Source organism: Marinobacter sp. S6332 (genome assembly GCF_023016045.1).
Classification (GTDB): domain Bacteria; phylum Pseudomonadota; class Gammaproteobacteria; order Pseudomonadales; family Oleiphilaceae; genus Marinobacter.
On the sequence record NZ_JALKAP010000001.1, the window covers coordinates 548,622 to 568,488 of the forward strand.

Below are 19,867 nucleotides of genomic sequence, written 5' to 3' on the forward strand. Positions count from 1 at the left end.
AGTAGGGCTATTTATTGCAAAGTTGGTTGTTGTTTTACGGCATTCCGCTCCGGCTTCCATTGACGAAAAGCGCCCAACGCAATGTCAATAAAGACAGTCAATGGGCTCTGCCTTAAGTATCTGCTGATCGAAGACCTGCCTCTGGGCGTATGCATTCAACACGCGTTGAACTGTGAATTTTGATGGAGTTTCTGACTCAACCTCCCCTGGAGAGCCCTATGAATAGTGTAAAAAAGATGCAAAACCCGCCTTCCATGATTCCCAAAACAGGTAAGCGCTCTATACTCGTTTTTATAACAGTTTTGGGGTTGTTGAGTGGGTGTTCCGGGCCAGCATTAACCGACTACGCAGAGCGTGGCCCCAAGCTTGTTCCGGAAAACTTTTTTAGCGGTGAACTTAGTGCCCGTGGTGTGGTCAAGGACATGTCTGGTGAAGTGATTCGCACATTCGATGCGGATATTTCCGCATCTTGGGACAACACCGGGGTGGGGACGCTGGATGAAGAATTCCGTTTTGATGACGGCGAAGTCCAAACCCGGATTTGGACCCTAACGCCTTCGGAGACTGCCGATAGCTATCATGCCGAGGCGGGTGATGTGGTAGAGCCCGGCACCATGCGCTGGAGTGGTAATACCATTCACATGAATTACGTGCTTCGTATAGCCTATGGTGATGGAACTGTGGATGTGCGAATGGACGACTGGATGTATCTTGTAACGCCCGATACCTTGATCAATCAAACCACTATGAGCAAATGGGGGGTTGATGTGGGCGAGCTTGTACTTGTGATTCAGAAAAAATAACACCCGGCGCTAGCCGGTCTGTCTGCTGGGAAATTGTATGTTGAAGCAATGGTTGATCGGTTTGCTGCTGGTGGTTTTGGCAGTTGGTGGTGCTCTGGCTTATCGCAACTTCGTTGGCCCCGTGCAGGAGCAAGCTGCCCGAGAACGGCCAGCCAGTGTGGTAAATACGGTACTGCCAATAACCGATACCGTGCGCGATCAGGTGGCGGCGGTTGGTAACCTGAAAGCGGTGAATGCCGTTGAGTTAACCGCAGAAACAAGCGGCCGTGTGATGGAGATCAACCTAAAATCCGGCCGACAGGTGAAGCAGGGCGATGTGCTGCTGCGGCTGGATGACCGGCAGGCGAGGGCAGATCTGGGTGTTATCGAAGCGCAGCTGGCAGACGCCCGGCGCCAGTACGAGCGCGCCCGAAGCTTGAGAGACAAGAACAGCATTTCCCAGTCTTTGGTGGATGAACTCCGAACAGCCGTAGAAGTGTCTGAAGCCCAACACACCGCGGCCCGTGTCCGGCTTGAAAACCATCTTATAGAAGCGCCGTTTGCCGGTGTAACAGGCCTCAGTGATATTAGCATTGGTGCATACTTAACGGCGGGTACACGGGTAACCACACTGGATGCCACCTCCCGCATGGAACTCAATTTTTCCGTTCCCGAGCGCTTTCTTGGCCAGATCAGCCCCGGCCAGAAAGTTCAGGGCAGATCCCCCGCCTATCCCGAGTTAACGTTCAGTGGCGAACTGGTTGAATTGGGTAGCCGAATTGACGAGCTAAGCCGCTCCCTGCCGGTCCGCGCCCTGATCGATAACACTGAGGGCCGCTTGCGCCCCGAGCAATTCATGTCTGTGAACCTGACCTTGCGTGAACGGCAGGCTTTGGTTATTCCGGAGCAGGCGGTGATGCTACGTGGTGCCAATAAATACGTGTTTGTCGCGGAGGACGGGATCGCCCGACGTGTGAGCGTCACCTTGGGCGCGCGCATGCCCGGGAGCGTAGAGGTCGCCGAAGGCCTGACCGCCGATGATCAAGTGATTGTAAGTGGTCAGGATCGGCTGAGCAGTGGTGAACGTATTCGGGTGGTGGATGATGAAACCGCCATTCCCGATAATCGGTTCACCAGTGTTGTGGGGTCGTAAGCGGTGATTCTTTCCGATATTTCCATCAAACGCCCGGTTTTTGCCACGGTTCTCAGCTTGTTGATTGTGGTGTTTGGGCTCACAGCCCTGATGGGTTTGCCGGTGCGCGAATACCCAGACATTGATCCGCCCATAGTGTCGATTTCTACAAATTACACCGGTGCTGCCGCCGATGTGGTGGACACCCAGATTACTCAGGTCATTGAAGGAGCGATCAGTGGTATCGAAGGGATTCGCACCATTGAGTCGTCTACCGAACAAGGGGATTCCCGCACCAGTATCGAGTTTTCCACCTCCCGGGATGTCGATATCGCCGCCAACGATGTGCGCGATGCGGTGTCCCGAGTTGCCAACCAGCTACCGGACGAAGCGGATCCACCCATTATCCGCAAAGCGGATTCCGATGCCCGCCCGATGATGTGGGTAACTTTACGCAGCGAGGTCTGGGACAGTGCCGAACTGAGTGATTATGCGGACCGGGTTCTGGCGGATAGATTGGCCGTGGTGGACGGCGTTGCCGATGTGCGCATTGGTGGTGAGCGCCGCTATGCCATTCGCGTGTGGCTCGACCGGGAACGCCTAGCCGCCCGGGACATTACTGTGGCCGAGGTGGAGCGGGCCTTACGTGCCAACAATGTGGAATTACCGGCGGGCTCGGTCGATTCCTCTACTCGCAATTTTTCCGTTCGCACAGAAGGCCGCCTGACCAAAGTTGAAGAATTCCGTGAACTTGTGATTCGCCGGGATGGCAATCAGTTACTGCGTCTTGGAGAAGTAGCGGATGTGCACATGGGCGTGGAGTCCGATATCGGGCGTTTGCGGGCCAACGGCCAAACCGCCATCGGCATGGGTATTATCCGCCAGTCCAAGGCGAATACTGTGGCGGTATCCGATGCTGTCCGAGCTGAGCTGGACAAAATACGGGAAACCCTGCCTCCGGAAATCTCTATTACCGAAAGCTACGACGAGTCCATTTTTATTCGCGCTTCCATTCGCGAGGTAATGATCACTCTGGCCATTGCTGTGTCTCTGGTCATTCTCGTTATCTTCCTGTTCCTGCGTTCCTGGCGCGCAACGCTGATTCCGGCCGTTACCATTCCGGTAGCGGTGATCGGTGCCTTTATTGGCCTCGGATTTCTGGGCTTTTCCGTTAACGTGCTCACCTTGCTGGCGGTGATTCTCGCCATTGGTCTGGTGGTGGACGATGCCATTGTGATGCTGGAAAACATCCAGCGACGTATCGATGGAGGCGAACCGCCGTTGCTAGCGGCTTATCGCGGCGCCAAGCAGGTGGCCTTTGCGGTTATTGCTACCACGCTTACGTTGGTGGCCGTGTTTGTGCCCATTTCATTCATGGGAGGCAACATCGGGCGACTGTTTGCGGAGTTTGGTTTTACGCTGGCAGCAGCGGTGGTGGTGTCCAGCCTGGTGGCGCTTACCCTTGCTCCCATGCTTTGTTCAAAATGGCTCAGACACAGTCCCGAGAGCGCGGAAGGGCATCGTTTTTGGGCCGCTAGTGAGAAAGTGCTGAACGGCCTCACCAACGGCTATGAACGGCTGCTGCGATTTTCCCTCAATCAGGCGGGGTTAGTGCTGGGTTTGGGGCTTGTGGGGCTGGTAGTTGCTGTTGTTATCTACCCGCAGCTGCCTCAGGAACTGGCGCCTACGGAAGACCGGGGCGTTATCATCATGCCCGCCAATGCCCCTCGGGGTTCCACGGTGGAGTTTACTGACCATTACGCACGCAAGGCCGAAGAAAAGCTTTTGCCTTATCTTGAATCCGGTGTTGCCAGTCGCCTGCTTTCCATCGTTGGCTTCCGGAACGAGGAAGACAGCGCCTTCATGATCATGGGCCTTGCGCCATGGGAAGAGCGGGACATAAAACAGCAACAGATTACCAGTGAAATACGCAACAAGCTGCGTGAGGTTGCGGGGGTTCGGATTGTAGCCATAGACCCACCGGGGCTGGGCCAGAGAGGCTTTAGCCAACCCGTGGAATTTGTTATTGCTGGCCCGGATTACGAATCCGCCCGAGTCTGGGGTGAGGAAATTGTTGCCTTGGCCAAGGAAAACCCGGACTTGTTGAATGTGCAAACGGACTTTGAACTCACCCGTCCAGAGTTGCTCCTGAAAATTGATCGCGAGCGGGCGGCCGATCTGGATATTACCATTGAGGATGTTGGCTTAACCCTGCAAACCATGCTGGCATCCCGTCAGGTGACTACCTATCAGGATCGTGGCCGTGAATACGATGTGATCGTGCAGGCGGCGGACGCCGACCGCGCTACGCCAGCGGATTTAGGGCAGATTTTTCTGCGGCCTAGAGAGGGCGGCACACTCATACCCCTGCAGGCTCTGGTAACGGTTGACGAACTTGGCGCAAACCCCGATCTGCGCCGTATCGACCGGCTGCCGGTTGTGGTAGTCAGCGCGTCGTTAGGAGATGGCTACGATTTGGGCTCGGCACTGACTTACCTGAACAATCTGGCTGTGGATAACCTGCCGCCCGAAGCAAGGGTGAGCTACCGGGGCATGTCCCGGGAATTCCAAGAATCGTCCTCGGCGATTTATGTCACCTTTGGTTTGGCCTTTATTATCGTGTTTTTGGTTCTGGCAGCCCAATTTGAAAGCTGGATTCACCCGCTGATCATCATGCTCCCGGTGCCATTGGCGGTAACCGGAGCACTGTTGGCGCTATGGTGGAGCGGCATAAGCCTGAACATATACAGCCAGATAGGAATCATCATGCTGTTAGGGCTTATGTCGAAAAACGGCATATTGATTGTGGAGTTTGCCAACCAGCTGCGGGATGAAGGATACGCGGTGAAGGATGCAATTCTGGAGGGCGCCTCCTTGCGCTTCCGACCCGTGCTGATGACCACCATATCCACCGTCTTTGGCGCTGTACCTCTGGTTATAGCGACGGGAGCCGGCGCGGAAAGCCGGGCGGCGATTGGCATGGTGATTCTGGGTGGGCTAATCTTTGCGACCACGCTTACTTTGTTTATCATTCCGGTGCTCTACAATCTACTGGCTGGCTTTGCCAAATCGGCAAATGCAGTAGAGCATGAGCTGGAACGCCAGGCATCTCTGCCTCAAGCAAACTCGTTAGACTGAAGCGAAACCTAGCAACCCGGATGCTTACATGGCCATACACAGTCAGTTCCGTTTACTGGGACAGCGGCGTTTTTTGCCGTTTTATCTCACCCAGTTTTCCGGGGCCTTCAACGACAATCTTTATAAAAACGCGCTGCTGCTCCTGATTGCCTATCAGACCACCGGTTTGATGGGGCTTTCGGTTAACACAGTGATTAATTTGGCAGCTTTTTTGTTCATCCTGCCGTTTTTCCTGTTTTCCGGCATTGCAGGCCAGATGGCAGACCGTTACGAGAAGTCGGCCATAATTCGCAAGGTTAAGCTGGCCGAAATAGGCATTATGGCCATGGCGGCTCTGGCGCTCTGGTTTGGTTGGTACGAAGGCTTATTGATACTGCTATTCCTGATGGGCACCCAATCCACTTTCTTCGGGCCGGTAAAGTACGCCATTTTGCCGCAGGTGCTGAGTGACGGCGAGCTGGTGGGCGGTAATGGCCTAGTGAGCATGGGCACGTTCGTGGCCATTTTGCTTGGAACCATAGCCGCTGGTGTACTGATGGGTCTTGAGGCGGCGGCCAAACTTACAGCAGTCGGTGTGGTGGCAATGGCGGTTGTAGGCTATCTCGCGGCTCGAAAAGTGCCACAAACTGGCATGGCTAGTAGCGAGCAAGTGATCCCGTTCCGCCCGATTCTGGAAACCTGGCATCTGATGAGTGTCGCCGCTGAGCGTAAACCTGTGCTCTGGGCCATTTTGGCGATATCCTGGTTTTGGTTTCTGGGTGCCGCCTATCTCACCCAGTTCCCCAGCTTTGCCTACAGCAACCTTCAGGGTGATGAAACCGTGGTCACTCTATTGTTGTCTATGTTTATTGTGGGTATCTCCATCGGCTCCATGATGTGCGAACGGCTTACCAAACACCGCATCACTCTTGCGCCTGTGCCATGGGGAGCCCTTGGCCTAACTCTGCTAGGGGTAGATTTGTTTTTTGCGGTGCCGGGGAACCCGCAACCTTCAACATGGTGGACGCTGATTACCGACCCCGTTTACATTCGGGTATTGCTTGATTTGGTGGGCATTGGGGTTTGTGGTGGTTTGTTCATCGTGCCACTTTATGCTTTTATCCAGCATGAAACCCCGCCAAACAAACGGGCACGCATTATTGCAGCACTGAATGTGATCAACGCGCTGTTCATGGTGGTGAGTGCGCTTACGGGCATAGTGGTGCTTGGCGTTCTCGAAGTAGCTATTCCGGGCTTCTTCCTGCTGTTGTCGTTGGTTAACGGGATTATGCTCATAGCCGTGTGGCGCCTGAGGCGTAAAGCCGGGTGAGAGTCTGTGGATAATTGTTGGGATAAGCTGCGGACAAGCTCTGAATAGGTTTTGATAAATTCAATTAAAACAAAGGTTTGATTGTCAATAAAGGCTTCGTGGTAAGTGGTAGTTTTTGTGGATAACTTTATTGAAAACTTTTGTTAGGAGAGCCGTCCAAGCCTATGAAAAGCCGGTCATTTCGGTTTTCCACAGTGCGAAAAACGGCAAGAACCAGACCTTTGTCCCGAGGTTCAATGTTTAACGAGAGCAATCCGTCGTTACTCCTGGTTAAAAATTGCACATTCTGACTGCAATTTCTTAAGTGAAACGTTATACTCCCCGCCCTGATTTTATCCCCCGATTTCCGAGGTGAGCTGTGGATTTTCCAACCCGTTTCGATGTTATTGTCATTGGTGGTGGCCATGCCGGTACCGAAGCCGCGCTTGCGGCGGCACGCATGGGCTCTCAAACCCTGCTGTTGACCCACAACATTGAAACGCTGGGCCAAATGTCCTGCAATCCGGCCATCGGAGGCATAGGCAAAAGCCATCTGGTAAAGGAAATCGATGCCCTTGGCGGCGCCATGGCTCGGGCAACGGATCTTGCAGGTATACAGTTCCGCGTGCTCAACAGCCGCAAAGGTCCGGCCGTGCGGGCTACCCGCGCTCAGGCAGATCGGGTTCTGTACAAGGCAGCGATTCGTCATACGCTCGAAAACGAGCCAAACCTCACCCTGTTCCAGCAGGCGGCAGACGATCTGATTGTGGAAAACGATCAGGTGATCGGTGTGGTGTCCCAGACCGGCATCCGGTTCAATGCTAAAACAGTGGTACTGACTACCGGCACTTTCCTTGGCGGGGTTATTCACATTGGCATGCAGCAGCATTCCGGGGGGCGCGCAGGCGATGCACCCGCCAACGCGCTGGCGCAGCGGTTACGAGAGTTGCCCTTTAATGTAGGCCGCCTGAAAACCGGTACACCACCGCGTATCGATGCCCGCACTGTCGACTTCTCTGTGATGCAGGAGCAGTGGGGAGACAACCCGGCACCGGTTATGTCCTTTGTCGGCAGCCGAGATCAGCACCCGGAACAGGTGTGCTGCTATGTAACCCGCACCACCGAGCAGACTCACGACATTATTCGTAGCGGCTTTGACCGTTCGCCCATGTTCGCGGGGAATATAGAAGGTGTTGGGCCGCGCTATTGCCCGTCTATTGAAGACAAGGTTAACCGTTTTGCCGACAAGGATTCGCACCAGATTTTTGTAGAGCCTGAAGGCTTAACCACCCATGAACTTTACCCCAATGGCATTTCCACGAGCCTACCGTTTGATATCCAGCTTGCGGCGGTGCGTTCTATTCCGGGTTTTGAAAACGCCCATATCACGCGGCCGGGCTACGCCATTGAGTATGATTACCTGAACCCTCAGGATTTGCGCCACACGCTCGAAACCAAGTTTATTCAGGGTCTGTATTTCGCTGGCCAAATTAACGGCACCACGGGTTATGAAGAAGCGGGTGCACAGGGCTTGTTGGCGGGCATCAACGCGGCTTTGCGCGCTCAGGAAAAGAGCGAGTGGTATCCACGCCGGGATGAAGCCTACCTTGGGGTGCTGGTGGACGATCTGATCACCATGGGCACCAAAGAGCCTTATCGTATGTTCACCAGCCGCGCCGAGTACCGTCTCATTCTGCGTGAAGACAACGCCGATTTGCGCCTCACAGAGACTGGTCGCAAGCTAGGTCTGGTCAATGACGAGCGTTGGCAGAAGTTCAGTGAAAAGTGTGAAGCCATAGCCACTGAGCGCAAACGTCTGGAGTCTACCCGCATTCATCCTGCAACCGAAGCAGGCGAACGCGCCAATGCTTTCCTCAAGCAACCCATGACTCGGGATCACACTCTGGCAGAGTTACTGCGTCGGCCGGAAATTGTTTACAGCCATGTTGCTGAAATCGGTGCTGCCCAGGCAGATGACCCGGTAGTGGCAGAGCAAGTGGAAATCGAAATCAAATACGAAGGCTATATTTCGCGCCAGACAGATGAAATTGAGCGTTTGCGCCGGAATGAGAATACCGCACTGCCTATCGACATGGATTACGATGTGATCGGTGGCCTGTCTAACGAGATCAAACAAAAGCTCAAAGAGGTACGTCCTGAGACGGTTGCTCAGGCATCCCGCATTCAGGGCGTTACACCAGCAGCAATCTCGCAGGTTCTAGTGCACCTGAAGAAGCGCGAGCTTTTGCGCAAACAGAGCGCCTGAACGCGGCTATGACTCAATCGCTCTGGCAGCGCCAGCTCTCTGAGGGGCTGGCGCAAATGCAACTTTCCCTCAACGAAGACCAGCAACAACAACTGCTGGCGTTTTTGGCTCTGCTCAATAAATGGAACCGGGCCTATAACCTCACCGCGGTGCGGGACGAAAGCGAAATGGTTTCCCGGCAATTGCTCGACAGCCTTAGCATCCTTCCCTGGGTAACCACAGAGCACTTGTTAGATGTGGGTGCTGGCGGCGGCTTGCCCGGTATCCCGCTGGCTATTGTGTTGCCTGAAAAGCGTTTCACATTGTTGGACAGCAATGGTAAGAAAACCCGCTTCCTGCAGCAGTGTGTTCTGGAGCTCGGCCTGAAAAACGTGGAAGTGATTCACGGCCGCGCCGAAGACTGCAACCCCGAGCACCCATATAGCCAAATCAGCAGTCGGGCGTTTACCGCTTTGGATAATCTGGTAGCTTGGTGTGGTGATTTGTTAGCGCGTGACGGAAGCTTCCTTGCCATGAAAGGTCAGTATCCGGATGATGAGATAGCTGCCCTTCCTGCAGGCTGGCAGGTATCATCCAGTCATTCTCTGGAAGTACCCGGTGCTGGCGGTGAGAGACACCTGCTGGTGGTAACCCGGTCAGAGTCCAGTTAGAGATTAGCCCCGGTAACCCGCAACTGTATTCGGCAGCGGTCTTCAGTAACAGTATTTACGAACAAGGAGGCAAGACATGGCGCGCGTGATTGCAGTGACCAATCAGAAAGGCGGTGTGGGCAAAACCACCACCTGCGTCAACCTTGCTGCCTCGTTGGCCGCCACCAAGCGCCGGGTTCTGTTGGTGGACATGGATCCTCAGGGCAACGCCACTATGGGCAGTGGCGTGGACAAAAACGTTCTGCAGCTTTCCGGCTACGACCTGCTGACCAAACGAGCCTCCGCTGCTGAAGTTATTATCCCGGCAGAAGCTTCCGGCTTTGACATTATGCCGTCCAACGGCGACTTGACCGCTGCGGAAGTGGAGCTGATGAACGAAATTGGCCGGGAACACCGGCTTAGGCTTGCTCTTAACGGCGTTCGTGACCACTACGACTATATTTTGATCGATTGCCCGCCGTCACTAAGTTTACTAACCGTTAACGCGCTCTCAGCAGCGGACTCGGTGCTTATACCCATGCAGTGCGAGTACTACGCGCTAGAGGGTTTGGCGGCACTGATGAATACCGTGGAGCAAATTAAGGAATCCGTGAACCCAAACCTTGAGCTAGAGGGCATCTTAAGAACCATGTATGACCCTCGGAACAGCCTCACATTGGATGTGTCCAGTCAGCTCAACGAGTATTTTGGTGATAAGGTCTATCGTGCGGTTATTCCACGTAACGTACGCCTTGCAGAAGCGCCGAGCTATGGCATGCCAGCCTTAAAGTACGATAAAGCATCCAAAGGGGCTATTGCCTATCTTGCATTAGCTGGAGAAATGGTGCGTCGCCACGGGGCAAAAAAGACACCGGCTCAGGTTGCGGTGTAACATACCCCCTCGCTAGGTTTTATAGATACACAACCACCATCAACGGGAAGAATGACTGATACCATGGCGGCGAAGAAACGAGGATTGGGCGAGCGTGGGCTGGGAGCCCTGCTAGCCGGTTCCAGAGTTAATCTGGATCAGGAACTGAAAGATCACGACGGTGAGTTGCGACAGGTTCCCATCGATCTGATCCAGCGCGGTCGTTTTCAGCCCCGGCGTGATATGGACCCTGCTGCTCTTCAGGAGCTGGCAGATTCCATTCGCCAGCAGGGCGTGATGCAGCCTGTTGTGGTTCGCCCAATTGCCGAAGGCCGTTACGAGCTGATTGCCGGTGAGCGCCGGTGGCGCGCTACCCAGATGGCGGAGTTGGACAGTATTCCTGCCATCATTCGCGATGTGCCAGACGAAGCTGCCATTGCCATGGCGCTTATTGAAAATATCCAGCGGGAAAACCTCAACCCCATTGAAGAGGCCTTCGCACTCCAACGATTGCAAGAAGAGTTTGGTTTAACCCAAGCTCAGGTAGCCGAAGCCGTTGGGAAGTCCCGCACCACTATTACCAATCTACTACGCCTGATTGGCTTGACCGAAGATGTACGGTTAATGCTTGAACACGGCGACTTGGAAATGGGTCATGGCCGGGCCATGTTGACGCTCTCACCGAAGCAGCAGGTGCAGGTGGCGAAGCAGGTTGTCGCAAAATCCATGTCTGTGCGCCAGACTGAAGATCTGGTGCGTCGGATTCAGCAAAACGCAGAAGCCGGAACACCCGCAAAAACCGGTGCCATAGATCCCAATATTCGTGCTTTGCAGGATGACCTTGCCGAGCGTTTGGGGGCAAAAGTATCGATTGCACACGGTCAGCGCGGCAAGGGTAAGTTAGTGATTGAGTACAGTTCACTGGACGAGTTAGACGGTATTCTTGGTCATATCCGCTAATTGGACATTAAAATCAGCATGTCGGCTGAAAGTCCCATAACCACCAGATGTCGTGACCACAACAGCCGCTAACCACAAATTGTGTGGTAAATGGTGATTCTTAGCGCTAGTTTGAGTATGTTTTGGCCAGATTTCGTGCAGAGTCTGGTTGAACAACAAGTGCTTAAAACATATAATTTCGCGCGATTGGAATGATGGCGGTGATATGAAATCTCGGCAATCTCGAATCACCCACGTTCCTTTGGCCCGTTGGCTGATTATAGAGTTTACAGGCTTGTTCATTATCAGCCTGCTATGGTCGCTTCACAGTGTTTTGGCCGGTTATTCCGCATTTATCGGCGGTCTTATCTTTATAGTGCCAAATGCCTGGTTTGTAAATCGGGTTTATCGTTACCAGGGCGCCCGTAATGCGCACCTGATGGTGGGGAATTTGTTCAGGGCGGAAACCACCAAAATCGCCCTTACCGCAATTTTTTTCGCGGCCGTTTTCACTTTAATGGAGCCGGTATACGTTCCGGCTCTGTTATTCACTTTTGCTGTGATGGTCTTAGCAGGTGGCGCGTTGCGCTGGCTGATACGGCCGCAACCACGGCGATGATGGGACGAGAGCAGAATGGCTGATACCCCAGTAGAGTATATAAAGCACCACCTCCAAAATCTGACCTATGGCAAGCTTGATGCTGGCTATGAGCGTTTTGACGGCAGTGTGATGAGTGAGTCTGGCTGGACCTTCGCTCGTACTGCGCAAGAAGCTGCAGATATGGGCTTCATGGCTATCCACGTAGATACCTTAGGTTGGTCGATCGCAATGGGTGTCCTGTTTTTGGGGCTTTTCCGTTTCGTGGCCAAGCGAGTGACTACAGGTGTGCCTGGTGGCTTGCAAAACCTGGTAGAGGTCACCGTAGAGTTCATTGAAAATCTGGTAAAAGACGGCTTTCATGCCCGTAACCCGCTGATTGCACCATTGGCATTGACCATCTTCGTGTGGATACTGCTAATGAACGTGCTTAAGCTGATTCCAGTGGACTACATTCCAACGATTGCACACGCTATGGGGCTTGAGTACTTCAAGATCGTACCTACCACAGACCCCAATGCGACCTTTGGTATGTCTATTGGCGTGTTCCTGCTGATTATCTTCTACAGCCTGAAAATAAAAGGTGTTACCGGTTTTGCTAAAGAACTTGGCATGCAACCGTTCAACCATTGGGCGTTGATCCCGGTGAACCTTGTACTGGAAATTCTGGTACTCATCGTTAAGCCCATCAGCCTGGCGTTGCGTCTGTTCGGTAACATGTACGCCGGTGAAGTTGTGTTTATTCTGATTGCACTGCTGCCATTGTGGGCGCAGTGGACTCTGAACGTGCCCTGGGCCATTTTCCATATTCTGGTAATTCCGCTGCAGGCGTTTATTTTCACCATGCTGACAATAGTTTATCTTGCGGCGGCGCACGAAGATCACTGATTTACCCGTTAAAAAGCAAACCCTTAACTATCTGAAAAACTGAGGAGTTCTCAATGGAAATGGTATTTATTGCAGCAGCGATCATCATCGGTATGGGCGCACTGGCCACCGGTATTGGCTTTGGTATTCTGGGCGGCAAACTGCTTGAAGCAACCGCTCGTCAGCCAGAAATGGCTAACCAACTGCAGGTTAAGACCTTCATCATGGCTGGTCTTCTGGACGCCGTTCCGATGATCGGTGTTGGTATCGCGATGTACCTGATCTTCGTTGTTGCTGGCTAACACAGACCAGAGATGCGGGCGCTACCCTGATAATCAGAGGCTGGCGCCTGGTTTTTCGGTTTCCAGCACGCAACGAATAGCAAGAGGTATATTGCCGTGAATATAAACCTTACGTTAATAGGGCAATCGATTGCCTTCGCTATTTTCGTCTGGTTCTGCGTGAAGTATGTATGGCCGCCAATTACGGCAGCCATGGAAGCGCGCCAGAAGAAAATTGCTGATGGTCTTTCTGCTGCTGACCGGGCTTCACTGGATCTTGAGCTAGCTCAGGAAAAGGCGGCCCAGCAAATGCAGCAAGCCAAAGAAGAAGCTGCTGTTCTTATTGATCAGGCCAACAAGCGCGCCGCCCAGATTGTAGAAGCATCAAAAGACGATGCTCGCAAAGAAGGTGAAAAGCTCATTGAGCAGGCCCGGGCGGAAATTCAGCAGGAGCGTGTTCAGGCTCGCGACGCACTCAGGACAGAAGTGGCATTGCTTGCCATTGCCGGTGCCGAGAAGATCCTGGAAACCTCTGTCGATGCCAAAGCTCACAGCGAGATGCTGGACAAGCTGGCCGCACAACTCTAAGCGAGGGTCCCATGGCAGAACTGATTACGTTAGCCCGGCCCTATGCGAAAGCCGTTTTTGACGCCGCTAAAGAGCAAGACGCCGTTGATTCCTGGGATCAGGCACTTGCTTTTGTTGGTTTGTTGGCGGCGGACGACGCTGTGAAGAAAATTCTGGCCAATCCTGGCCTGTCTGAGCAACGCAAGGCAGAGCTGTTTTTCGATACTGCAGAAGAACAGATGCCTCAAGCACTCAGAAACTTCCTGTTGATTCTTGCTGAAAGCAAGCGCCTAGCGCTGCTGCCGGAAATTTCAACGCTGTTTACCTTCTACCGTGCGGAACTTGAGCGCACAGTTAATATGAAGGTAAGCACTGCGTATGAATTGACCGCCGATGAGCAGCAAAAGCTAGCAGAAGCATTGTCCGGAAAACTGGAGCGTAAAGTCGCCTTGGAAACCTCTGTTGATCGTTCTTTGATCGGCGGTGTGGTGGTGAATACCGGCGATTTGGTTATTGACGCTTCAGTCCGTGGCAAGCTGGCCAAAATGGCTAAAGCACTGGGCTCCTGATTTCAGCAAAAGGTTTGAGGACAAAGGCATGCAGCAACTGAATCCATCCGAGATCAGTGACATCATCAAAAAGAGAATCGAGAAACTCGACATCTCTTCTGAAGCAAAAAATGAAGGCACCATCCTGTCTGTAGCAGACGGCATCGTGCTAATCCACGGTCTGGCCGACGTTATGTACGGCGAGATGATCGAATTCGCCAATGGCGTATTTGGTATGGCGTTGAACCTTGAGCGCGACTCAGTTGGCGCCGTGGTACTGGGTGACTACGAAGATCTGGCCGAAGGTCAGAAAGTACGTTGCACCGGCCGTATTCTGGAAGTACCGGTTGGCCCGGAGCTTTTGGGCCGTGTTGTAGATGGCTTGGGCAACCCGATTGACGGAAAAGGCGATCTGGGAACCACTAAGACTGATCCAGTTGAAAAAGTAGCACCGGGTGTTATCGAACGTCAGTCCGTTGACGAGCCGGTACAAACTGGTATGAAAGCCATCGATACCATGGTTCCCGTTGGCCGCGGCCAGCGTGAGTTGATCATCGGTGACCGTCAAATCGGTAAAACTGCTGTTGCGATTGATGCGATCATTAACCAGAAGAACTCTGGTATCAAATGCGTATACGTCGCCGTTGGCCAGAAGCAGTCTTCCATTGCTGCGGTTGTACGCAAGTTGGAAGAGCATGGCGCGATGGACCACACCATTGTGGTAGCCGCCGGTGCTGCAGATCCTGCATCTATGCAGTTCTTGGCACCTTACGCCGGTACTACCATGGGTGAATACTTCCGTGACCGTGGCGAAGACGCCCTGATCGTATACGATGACCTCTCCAAGCAGGCCGTTGCATACCGTCAGATCTCCCTGCTGTTGCGTCGTCCACCAGGACGTGAAGCTTACCCAGGTGACGTTTTCTACTTGCACTCCCGTCTTCTGGAACGCTCCTCCCGCGTAAACGCTGACTATGTTGAGAAGTTCACCAACGGTGAAGTGAAAGGTAAGACCGGTTCTTTGACCGCCTTGCCAATCATCGAAACTCAGGCTGGTGACGTTTCTGCATTCGTACCGACCAACGTAATCTCGATTACTGATGGTCAGATCTTCCTCGAGACCAACCTGTTTAACTCCGGTATTCGCCCGGCGATGAACGCAGGTATCTCGGTATCGCGGGTAGGTGGTGCAGCCCAGACTAAGATCATGAAGAAACTGGGCGGCAATATCCGTCTGGCTCTGGCTCAGTATCGAGAGCTGGCCGCTTTTGCCCAGTTCGCATCGGATCTGGATGAAGCCACGCGTAAGCAGCTTGAGCACGGTCAACGTGTTACCGAATTGATGAAGCAGAACCAGTACAGCCCAATGTCTGTGGCTGAAATGGGTACTGTTCTGTTTGCCGCGAACGAAGGCTTCCTTGACGATGTAGACGTTGACAAGGTTGTTAAGTTTGAAGCCCAGTTGTTGGACTGGATGCGGTCAGAGCAAAAAGAACTGCTCGAAACAATCGGTGCTGAAGGCAAATATAACGATGAAATTGCCGCTGGCCTGAAAGCTGCTCTGGAGAAATTCAAGACCACTCAAACCTGGTAATACCAATGCCCGCTGCGGCGGGTTTGTTGGTCCCAAAGAGTGTCTAACTTGAAAGGGCAGTGACATATGGCCATCGGAAAAGAAATACGTAACCAGATCGGCAGCATCAAGAGCACGCAGAAAATCACCAGCGCCATGGAAATGGTAGCTGCGAGTAAAATGCGTAAAGCTCAGGAGCGTATGCAGGCAACTCGCCCCTATGCAGAAAAGATGCGGCAGGTAATTGGACACATCGCCAAGTCCAATAAAGATTACCGCCACCCGTTCATGGTTGAGCGTGAGGTGAAACGTGTTGGCTACATCGTTGTCTCCTCCGATCGCGGTTTGTGCGGTGGTTTGAACGCAAACGTGTTCAAACTGCTTGTGCGCGAAATGCGCGACTGGAAAGAAAAAGGTGTCGCAACCGATCTCTGTGCTATCGGGCAGAAAGGTGCGTCGTTTTTCCGCAACTACGGCGGAAACGTGATTGCTGCGCTAACGCATTTGGGTGATGACCCCAGTGCGGAAACGCTGATCGGCAACGTTAAGGTGATGCTCGATGCATTCAGAGAAGGCAAGATTGACCGCCTGTATCTGGTGAGCAACGAGTTTGTGAACACCATGACACAAATGCCGAAAGCTGAGCAGCTTCTGCCACTGCCGGAAGGCACGGAAGAAGATATTGGTCGCCAGTGGGATTACATCTATGAGCCGGATGCGCGTCCGATTCTGGACGGGCTGCTACCACGTTTTATTGAGTCCCAGGTTTATCAGGGCGTGGTAGAGAATCTTGCCTGCGAACAGGCGGCACGGATGATTGCCATGAAGAGTGCTACCGATAACGCAGGTGACATTATTGACGAGTTGCAGCTGGTTTATAACAAAGCTCGTCAGGCAGCCATTACGCAAGAGATTTCGGAAATTGTGAGCGGCGCGGCATCGGTCTGATCCGCCACAATCCTACTGGTTTTATTGACTATTAAGATAACGAGGAACCGAGCATGAGTAGCGGACACATCGTTCAGATCATTGGCGCGGTTATCGACGTGGAATTTCCACGTGACGCCGTGCCAGGCGTTTACGACGCACTGCTGCTTGAAGGTGGCGAGACAACTCTGGAAGTTCAGCAGCAGCTGGGCGACGGCGTTGTTCGTACCATCGCCATGGGCAGCACCGAGGGTCTCAAGCGAGGCCTGAAAGCAGAAAATACACACAAGCCAATTTCCGTACCCGTGGGCACCCAGACTCTGGGCCGTATCATGGACGTTCTGGGACGCCCCATTGACGAGGCCGGCCCAATTGGTGAAGAAGAGCGTTGGGGTATTCACCGCAAAGCACCAGGTTATGCAGACCAGTCAGCTTCCGCTGACCTTCTGGAAACCGGCATCAAGGTTATCGACTTGATCTGCCCGTTTGCCAAGGGTGGTAAAGTTGGTCTGTTCGGTGGTGCCGGTGTAGGTAAAACCGTAAACATGATGGAACTGATCAACAACATCGCGAAGGAGCACTCCGGTCTTTCCGTATTCGCAGGTGTTGGTGAGCGGACTCGTGAAGGTAACGACTTCTACTACGAAATGAAGGACTCAAACGTTCTTGATAAAGTAGCCATGGTTTACGGCCAGATGAACGAGCCCCCTGGAAACCGCCTGCGTGTAGCACTGACCGGCCTGACTATGGCTGAGAAGTTCCGTGATGAAGGCCGTGACGTACTGTTGTTTGTAGACAACATTTACCGTTACACCTTGGCTGGTACTGAGGTATCTGCACTGTTGGGCCGTATGCCTTCAGCAGTAGGTTACCAGCCGACTCTGGCTCAGGAAATGGGTGAGCTTCAGGAGCGTATTACTTCCACTAAAGATGGCTCTATCACCTCTATCCAAGCGGTATACGTACCTGCGGATGACTTGACTGACCCATCTCCTGCAACCACCTTCTCGCACCTTGACGCGACTGTGGTACTGAGCCGTGACATTGCTTCCAAGGGTATCTACCCTGCAATCGACCCGCTCGACTCCACCTCCCGTCAGTTGGATCCGTTGGTGATTGGTGAGCAGCACTACGCTGTTGCCCGTGGTGTGCAGAACGTTCTGCAGCGCTACAAGGAACTGAAAGACATCATCGCTATTCTGGGTATGGATGAGCTGTCAGAAGAAGACAAGCAGATCGTATCCCGTGCCCGTAAGATTGAGCGGTTTTTGTCTCAGCCGTTCCACGTTGCTGAAGTATTTACCGGTTCTCCCGGCAAATATGTGTCTCTGAAAGACACCATCAGCAGCTTCGAAGGCATCCTCAATGGCGACTATGACGATATGCCTGAACAGGCTTTCTACATGGTCGGCTCTATGGACGAAGCCATCGAAAAAGCGAAGGCCATGAAAGCGAAAGAAGCTAAGTAATCCTCTTTCACTTTCTGACCCAAGAGGCTTAGAGATATGGCTATGACAGTACATTGCGACGTCGTAAGCGCTGAAAAGAAGATTTACTCCGGTTTGGTAGAGATGCTTATCGCTACCGGTACCGAGGGTGAGTTGGGCATTCAGTTTGGCCATGCTCCGTTGCTGTCCGCCCTTAAACCGGGGGCAGTCCGGATCATCAAACAAGGTGGCGAAGAGGAGATCCTCTACGTTTCCGGGGGTTACCTGGAAGTGCAGCCAAACCTTGTAACCTTGATGGCCGATACGGCGGTGCGTGCCAAAGACGTTGATGAGGCTGCCGCTGTGCAGGCTCAGAAAGACGCCGAAGCAGCACTGGCGAATAAGACGGGTGAGTTTGAGTATTACCGTGCGGCTACAGAGCTGGCCGAAGCGGCCGCTCAGTTACGTACTTTGCAAAAGCTGCGCAAGAACGTTCGCTAGAACGCTCTGGCAGAGCTTGCCCCGATAAAGCCGCATCCCGGCGTGGGTAGCGGGTATTGTATGGCCTGAAAAGGCTATTACGATGCTGGCTTCCACTACGAGGTGCGGCTTTTTTGTTGTGTGAACTACCATTGATAGAACCCCACCACGTAAGGGAGTTGTTGCCCCATGTCACCGTTGCACGTTGTTATCTTGGCCGCCGGTCAGGGCTCAAGGATGAAATCATCGCTGCCAAAGGTACTGCACAAGGTGGCTGGGCGAGCCATGCTTCATCACGTGATTGATACCGCCCAAACGCTTGGTGCTGAGAAGGTTCATGGCGTTATTGGCCATGGTGCTGATCAGGTTAAAGCGGCCTCCACTGCTTATAGCGTTAGTTGGGTAATGCAGGAACAGCAATTGGGCACAGGCCATGCAGTTGCGCAGGCGCTACCGGAACTCCCGGACGATGCGCGGGTGCTGGTGCTTTATGGCGACGTGCCGCTGACGACCGCAGAAACTCTCCAAGGGCTCGTTCAGGATTTGGATGAAACCACGTTGGGGTTGCTAACCGTGACTCTGGATAACCCACAAGGGTATGGCAGAATTTTGCGAAACGAGAAAGGGCAGGTTATCGCCATCGTTGAGCAAAAAGACGCCAGTGCGGAACAGCTGGCTATTACAGAAGTAAACACGGGAATTCTCGCGGTTAGCGCCCGCCATTTAAAAGACTGGTTGCCCCGGCTCTCCAGCAGCAACGCTCAGGGCGAGTACTACCTTACGGATATCATCGCCATGGCTGTGCAGGCTGGCATGATCGTCAACGTTGCTCAGCCGGGCAACCCCTTCGAAGTGCAGGGAGTTAACAACCGTTTGCAGTTGGCTGAACTTGAGCGATGGTACCAAAGCCGAATAGCGGATCGTTTGATGACCGAAGGAGCAACGCTGGCTGACCCCGCACGGGTGGATGTGCGCGGGGAACTTTGTATCGGAAACGATGTACTGATTGATGTGAATGTGGTCTTTAATGGCAAAGTGACCTTGGGCAGCCATGTATCCATTGGACCCGGCTGTGTGATTACCGATGCCAACATTGCGGATGGCGCTCAGATTCATGCCCACAGTGTTATCGAGCAAGCCAGTGTTGGCCCTAATGCACAGGTTGGGCCTTTCGCGCGATTGCGCCCCGGCACGCAACTGGCGGCCAATACCAAGGTGGGCAATTTTGTTGAGACTAAAAAAACCATCGTTGGCGAAGGCAGCAAAATTAACCACCTAAGCTACGTGGGTGATGCTACGCTGGGAACCAATGTAAACGTGGGTGCGGGCACTATTACCTGCAACTATGACGGCGTGAATAAATACCAGACGGTGTTGGGGGATGGCGTGTTTGTTGGATCCAACAGTTCGTTGGTTGCTCCGGTTACTGTAAGAGCAGGTGCTACTGTCGGCGCTGGCTCAACCATTACCAAGGATGTGCCGGAGCATGAGCTGGCCGTGGCCAGGGGCCGCCAGCGAAATATTTCGGGTTGGCAAAAGCCGGAGAAAAACTGA

18 protein-coding genes are annotated in these 19,867 nt (G+C 53.3%); all 18 read left to right on the forward strand.

Going from position 1 to position 19,867, the window contains the following annotated elements:
• The first annotated feature begins 254 nt into the window (after positions 1-254).
• The 18 genes from MWU62_RS02425 to glmU all read left to right on the forward strand — a co-directional run bounded on the left by MWU62_RS02425 (position 255) and on the right by glmU (position 19,867).
• Positions 255-803, forward strand: coding sequence for a DUF3833 domain-containing protein (locus MWU62_RS02425; RefSeq protein ID WP_247113310.1), 549 nt, complete (start codon positions 255-257; stop codon positions 801-803).
• 37 nt (positions 804-840) lie between these two features.
• Complete coding sequence (locus MWU62_RS02430; protein ID WP_247113248.1) at positions 841-1,935, forward strand: efflux RND transporter periplasmic adaptor subunit; 1,095 nt, start codon at positions 841-843, stop codon at positions 1,933-1,935.
• A 3-nt stretch (positions 1,936-1,938) separates the two neighbouring features.
• Positions 1,939-5,052, forward strand: coding sequence for an efflux RND transporter permease subunit (locus tag MWU62_RS02435; protein ID WP_247113249.1), 3,114 nt, complete (start codon positions 1,939-1,941; stop codon positions 5,050-5,052).
• Positions 5,053-5,080: 28 nt separating this feature from the next.
• On the forward strand, positions 5,081-6,361 hold the full coding sequence (locus MWU62_RS02440; protein ID WP_247113250.1) for an MFS transporter: 1,281 nt from the start codon (positions 5,081-5,083) through the stop codon (positions 6,359-6,361).
• Between the two features lie 358 nt (positions 6,362-6,719).
• Positions 6,720-8,606, forward strand: a complete 1,887-nt coding sequence (gene mnmG, locus MWU62_RS02445; protein ID WP_247113251.1) for a tRNA uridine-5-carboxymethylaminomethyl(34) synthesis enzyme MnmG — start codon at positions 6,720-6,722, stop codon at positions 8,604-8,606.
• Positions 8,607-8,614: 8 nt separating this feature from the next.
• A complete protein-coding gene (rsmG, locus tag MWU62_RS02450) occupies positions 8,615-9,256 on the forward strand; it encodes a 16S rRNA (guanine(527)-N(7))-methyltransferase RsmG (RefSeq protein WP_247113252.1) in 642 nt (213 codons plus the stop codon).
• A 76-nt stretch (positions 9,257-9,332) separates the two neighbouring features.
• Positions 9,333-10,127, forward strand: coding sequence for a ParA family protein (locus MWU62_RS02455; RefSeq protein WP_247113253.1), 795 nt, complete (start codon positions 9,333-9,335; stop codon positions 10,125-10,127).
• A gap of 63 nt (positions 10,128-10,190) precedes the next feature.
• On the forward strand, positions 10,191-11,066 hold the full coding sequence (locus MWU62_RS02460) for a ParB/RepB/Spo0J family partition protein (protein WP_216007312.1): 876 nt from the start codon (positions 10,191-10,193) through the stop codon (positions 11,064-11,066).
• A 205-nt stretch (positions 11,067-11,271) separates the two neighbouring features.
• A complete protein-coding gene (locus MWU62_RS02465; protein ID WP_200363843.1) occupies positions 11,272-11,664 on the forward strand; it encodes an ATP synthase subunit I in 393 nt (130 codons plus the stop codon).
• A gap of 15 nt (positions 11,665-11,679) precedes the next feature.
• Positions 11,680-12,531: a F0F1 ATP synthase subunit A gene (atpB, locus tag MWU62_RS02470; protein ID WP_247113254.1), complete on the forward strand. Its 852-nt coding sequence runs from the start codon at positions 11,680-11,682 to the stop codon at positions 12,529-12,531.
• 53 nt (positions 12,532-12,584) lie between these two features.
• On the forward strand, positions 12,585-12,812 hold the full coding sequence (gene atpE, locus MWU62_RS02475) for a F0F1 ATP synthase subunit C (RefSeq protein ID WP_014873137.1): 228 nt from the start codon (positions 12,585-12,587) through the stop codon (positions 12,810-12,812).
• Positions 12,813-12,908: 96 nt separating this feature from the next.
• Positions 12,909-13,379 (forward strand): F0F1 ATP synthase subunit B, encoded by a 471-nt coding sequence (locus tag MWU62_RS02480; RefSeq protein WP_200363847.1) that lies wholly within the window; start codon positions 12,909-12,911, stop codon positions 13,377-13,379.
• An 11-nt stretch (positions 13,380-13,390) separates the two neighbouring features.
• The gene (locus MWU62_RS02485) at positions 13,391-13,927 is read left to right on the forward strand and encodes a F0F1 ATP synthase subunit delta (RefSeq protein WP_247113255.1); all 537 of its coding nucleotides are present in this window, start codon (positions 13,391-13,393) and stop codon (positions 13,925-13,927) included.
• Between the two features lie 28 nt (positions 13,928-13,955).
• Positions 13,956-15,500 carry a F0F1 ATP synthase subunit alpha gene (atpA, locus tag MWU62_RS02490; RefSeq protein ID WP_200363851.1) on the forward strand — a complete coding sequence of 515 codons (1,545 nt, stop codon included), beginning with the start codon at positions 13,956-13,958 and terminating at the stop codon, positions 15,498-15,500.
• A 66-nt stretch (positions 15,501-15,566) separates the two neighbouring features.
• On the forward strand, positions 15,567-16,427 hold the full coding sequence (atpG, locus tag MWU62_RS02495; RefSeq protein WP_200363853.1) for a F0F1 ATP synthase subunit gamma: 861 nt from the start codon (positions 15,567-15,569) through the stop codon (positions 16,425-16,427).
• 53 nt (positions 16,428-16,480) lie between these two features.
• Positions 16,481-17,875 (forward strand): F0F1 ATP synthase subunit beta, encoded by a 1,395-nt coding sequence (gene atpD / locus MWU62_RS02500; protein WP_247113256.1) that lies wholly within the window; start codon positions 16,481-16,483, stop codon positions 17,873-17,875.
• Positions 17,876-17,911: 36 nt separating this feature from the next.
• Positions 17,912-18,334 carry a F0F1 ATP synthase subunit epsilon gene (locus MWU62_RS02505; protein WP_216006813.1) on the forward strand — a complete coding sequence of 141 codons (423 nt, stop codon included), beginning with the start codon at positions 17,912-17,914 and terminating at the stop codon, positions 18,332-18,334.
• Between the two features lie 168 nt (positions 18,335-18,502).
• Complete coding sequence (gene glmU, locus MWU62_RS02510; protein ID WP_247113257.1) at positions 18,503-19,867, forward strand: bifunctional UDP-N-acetylglucosamine diphosphorylase/glucosamine-1-phosphate N-acetyltransferase GlmU; 1,365 nt, start codon at positions 18,503-18,505, stop codon at positions 19,865-19,867.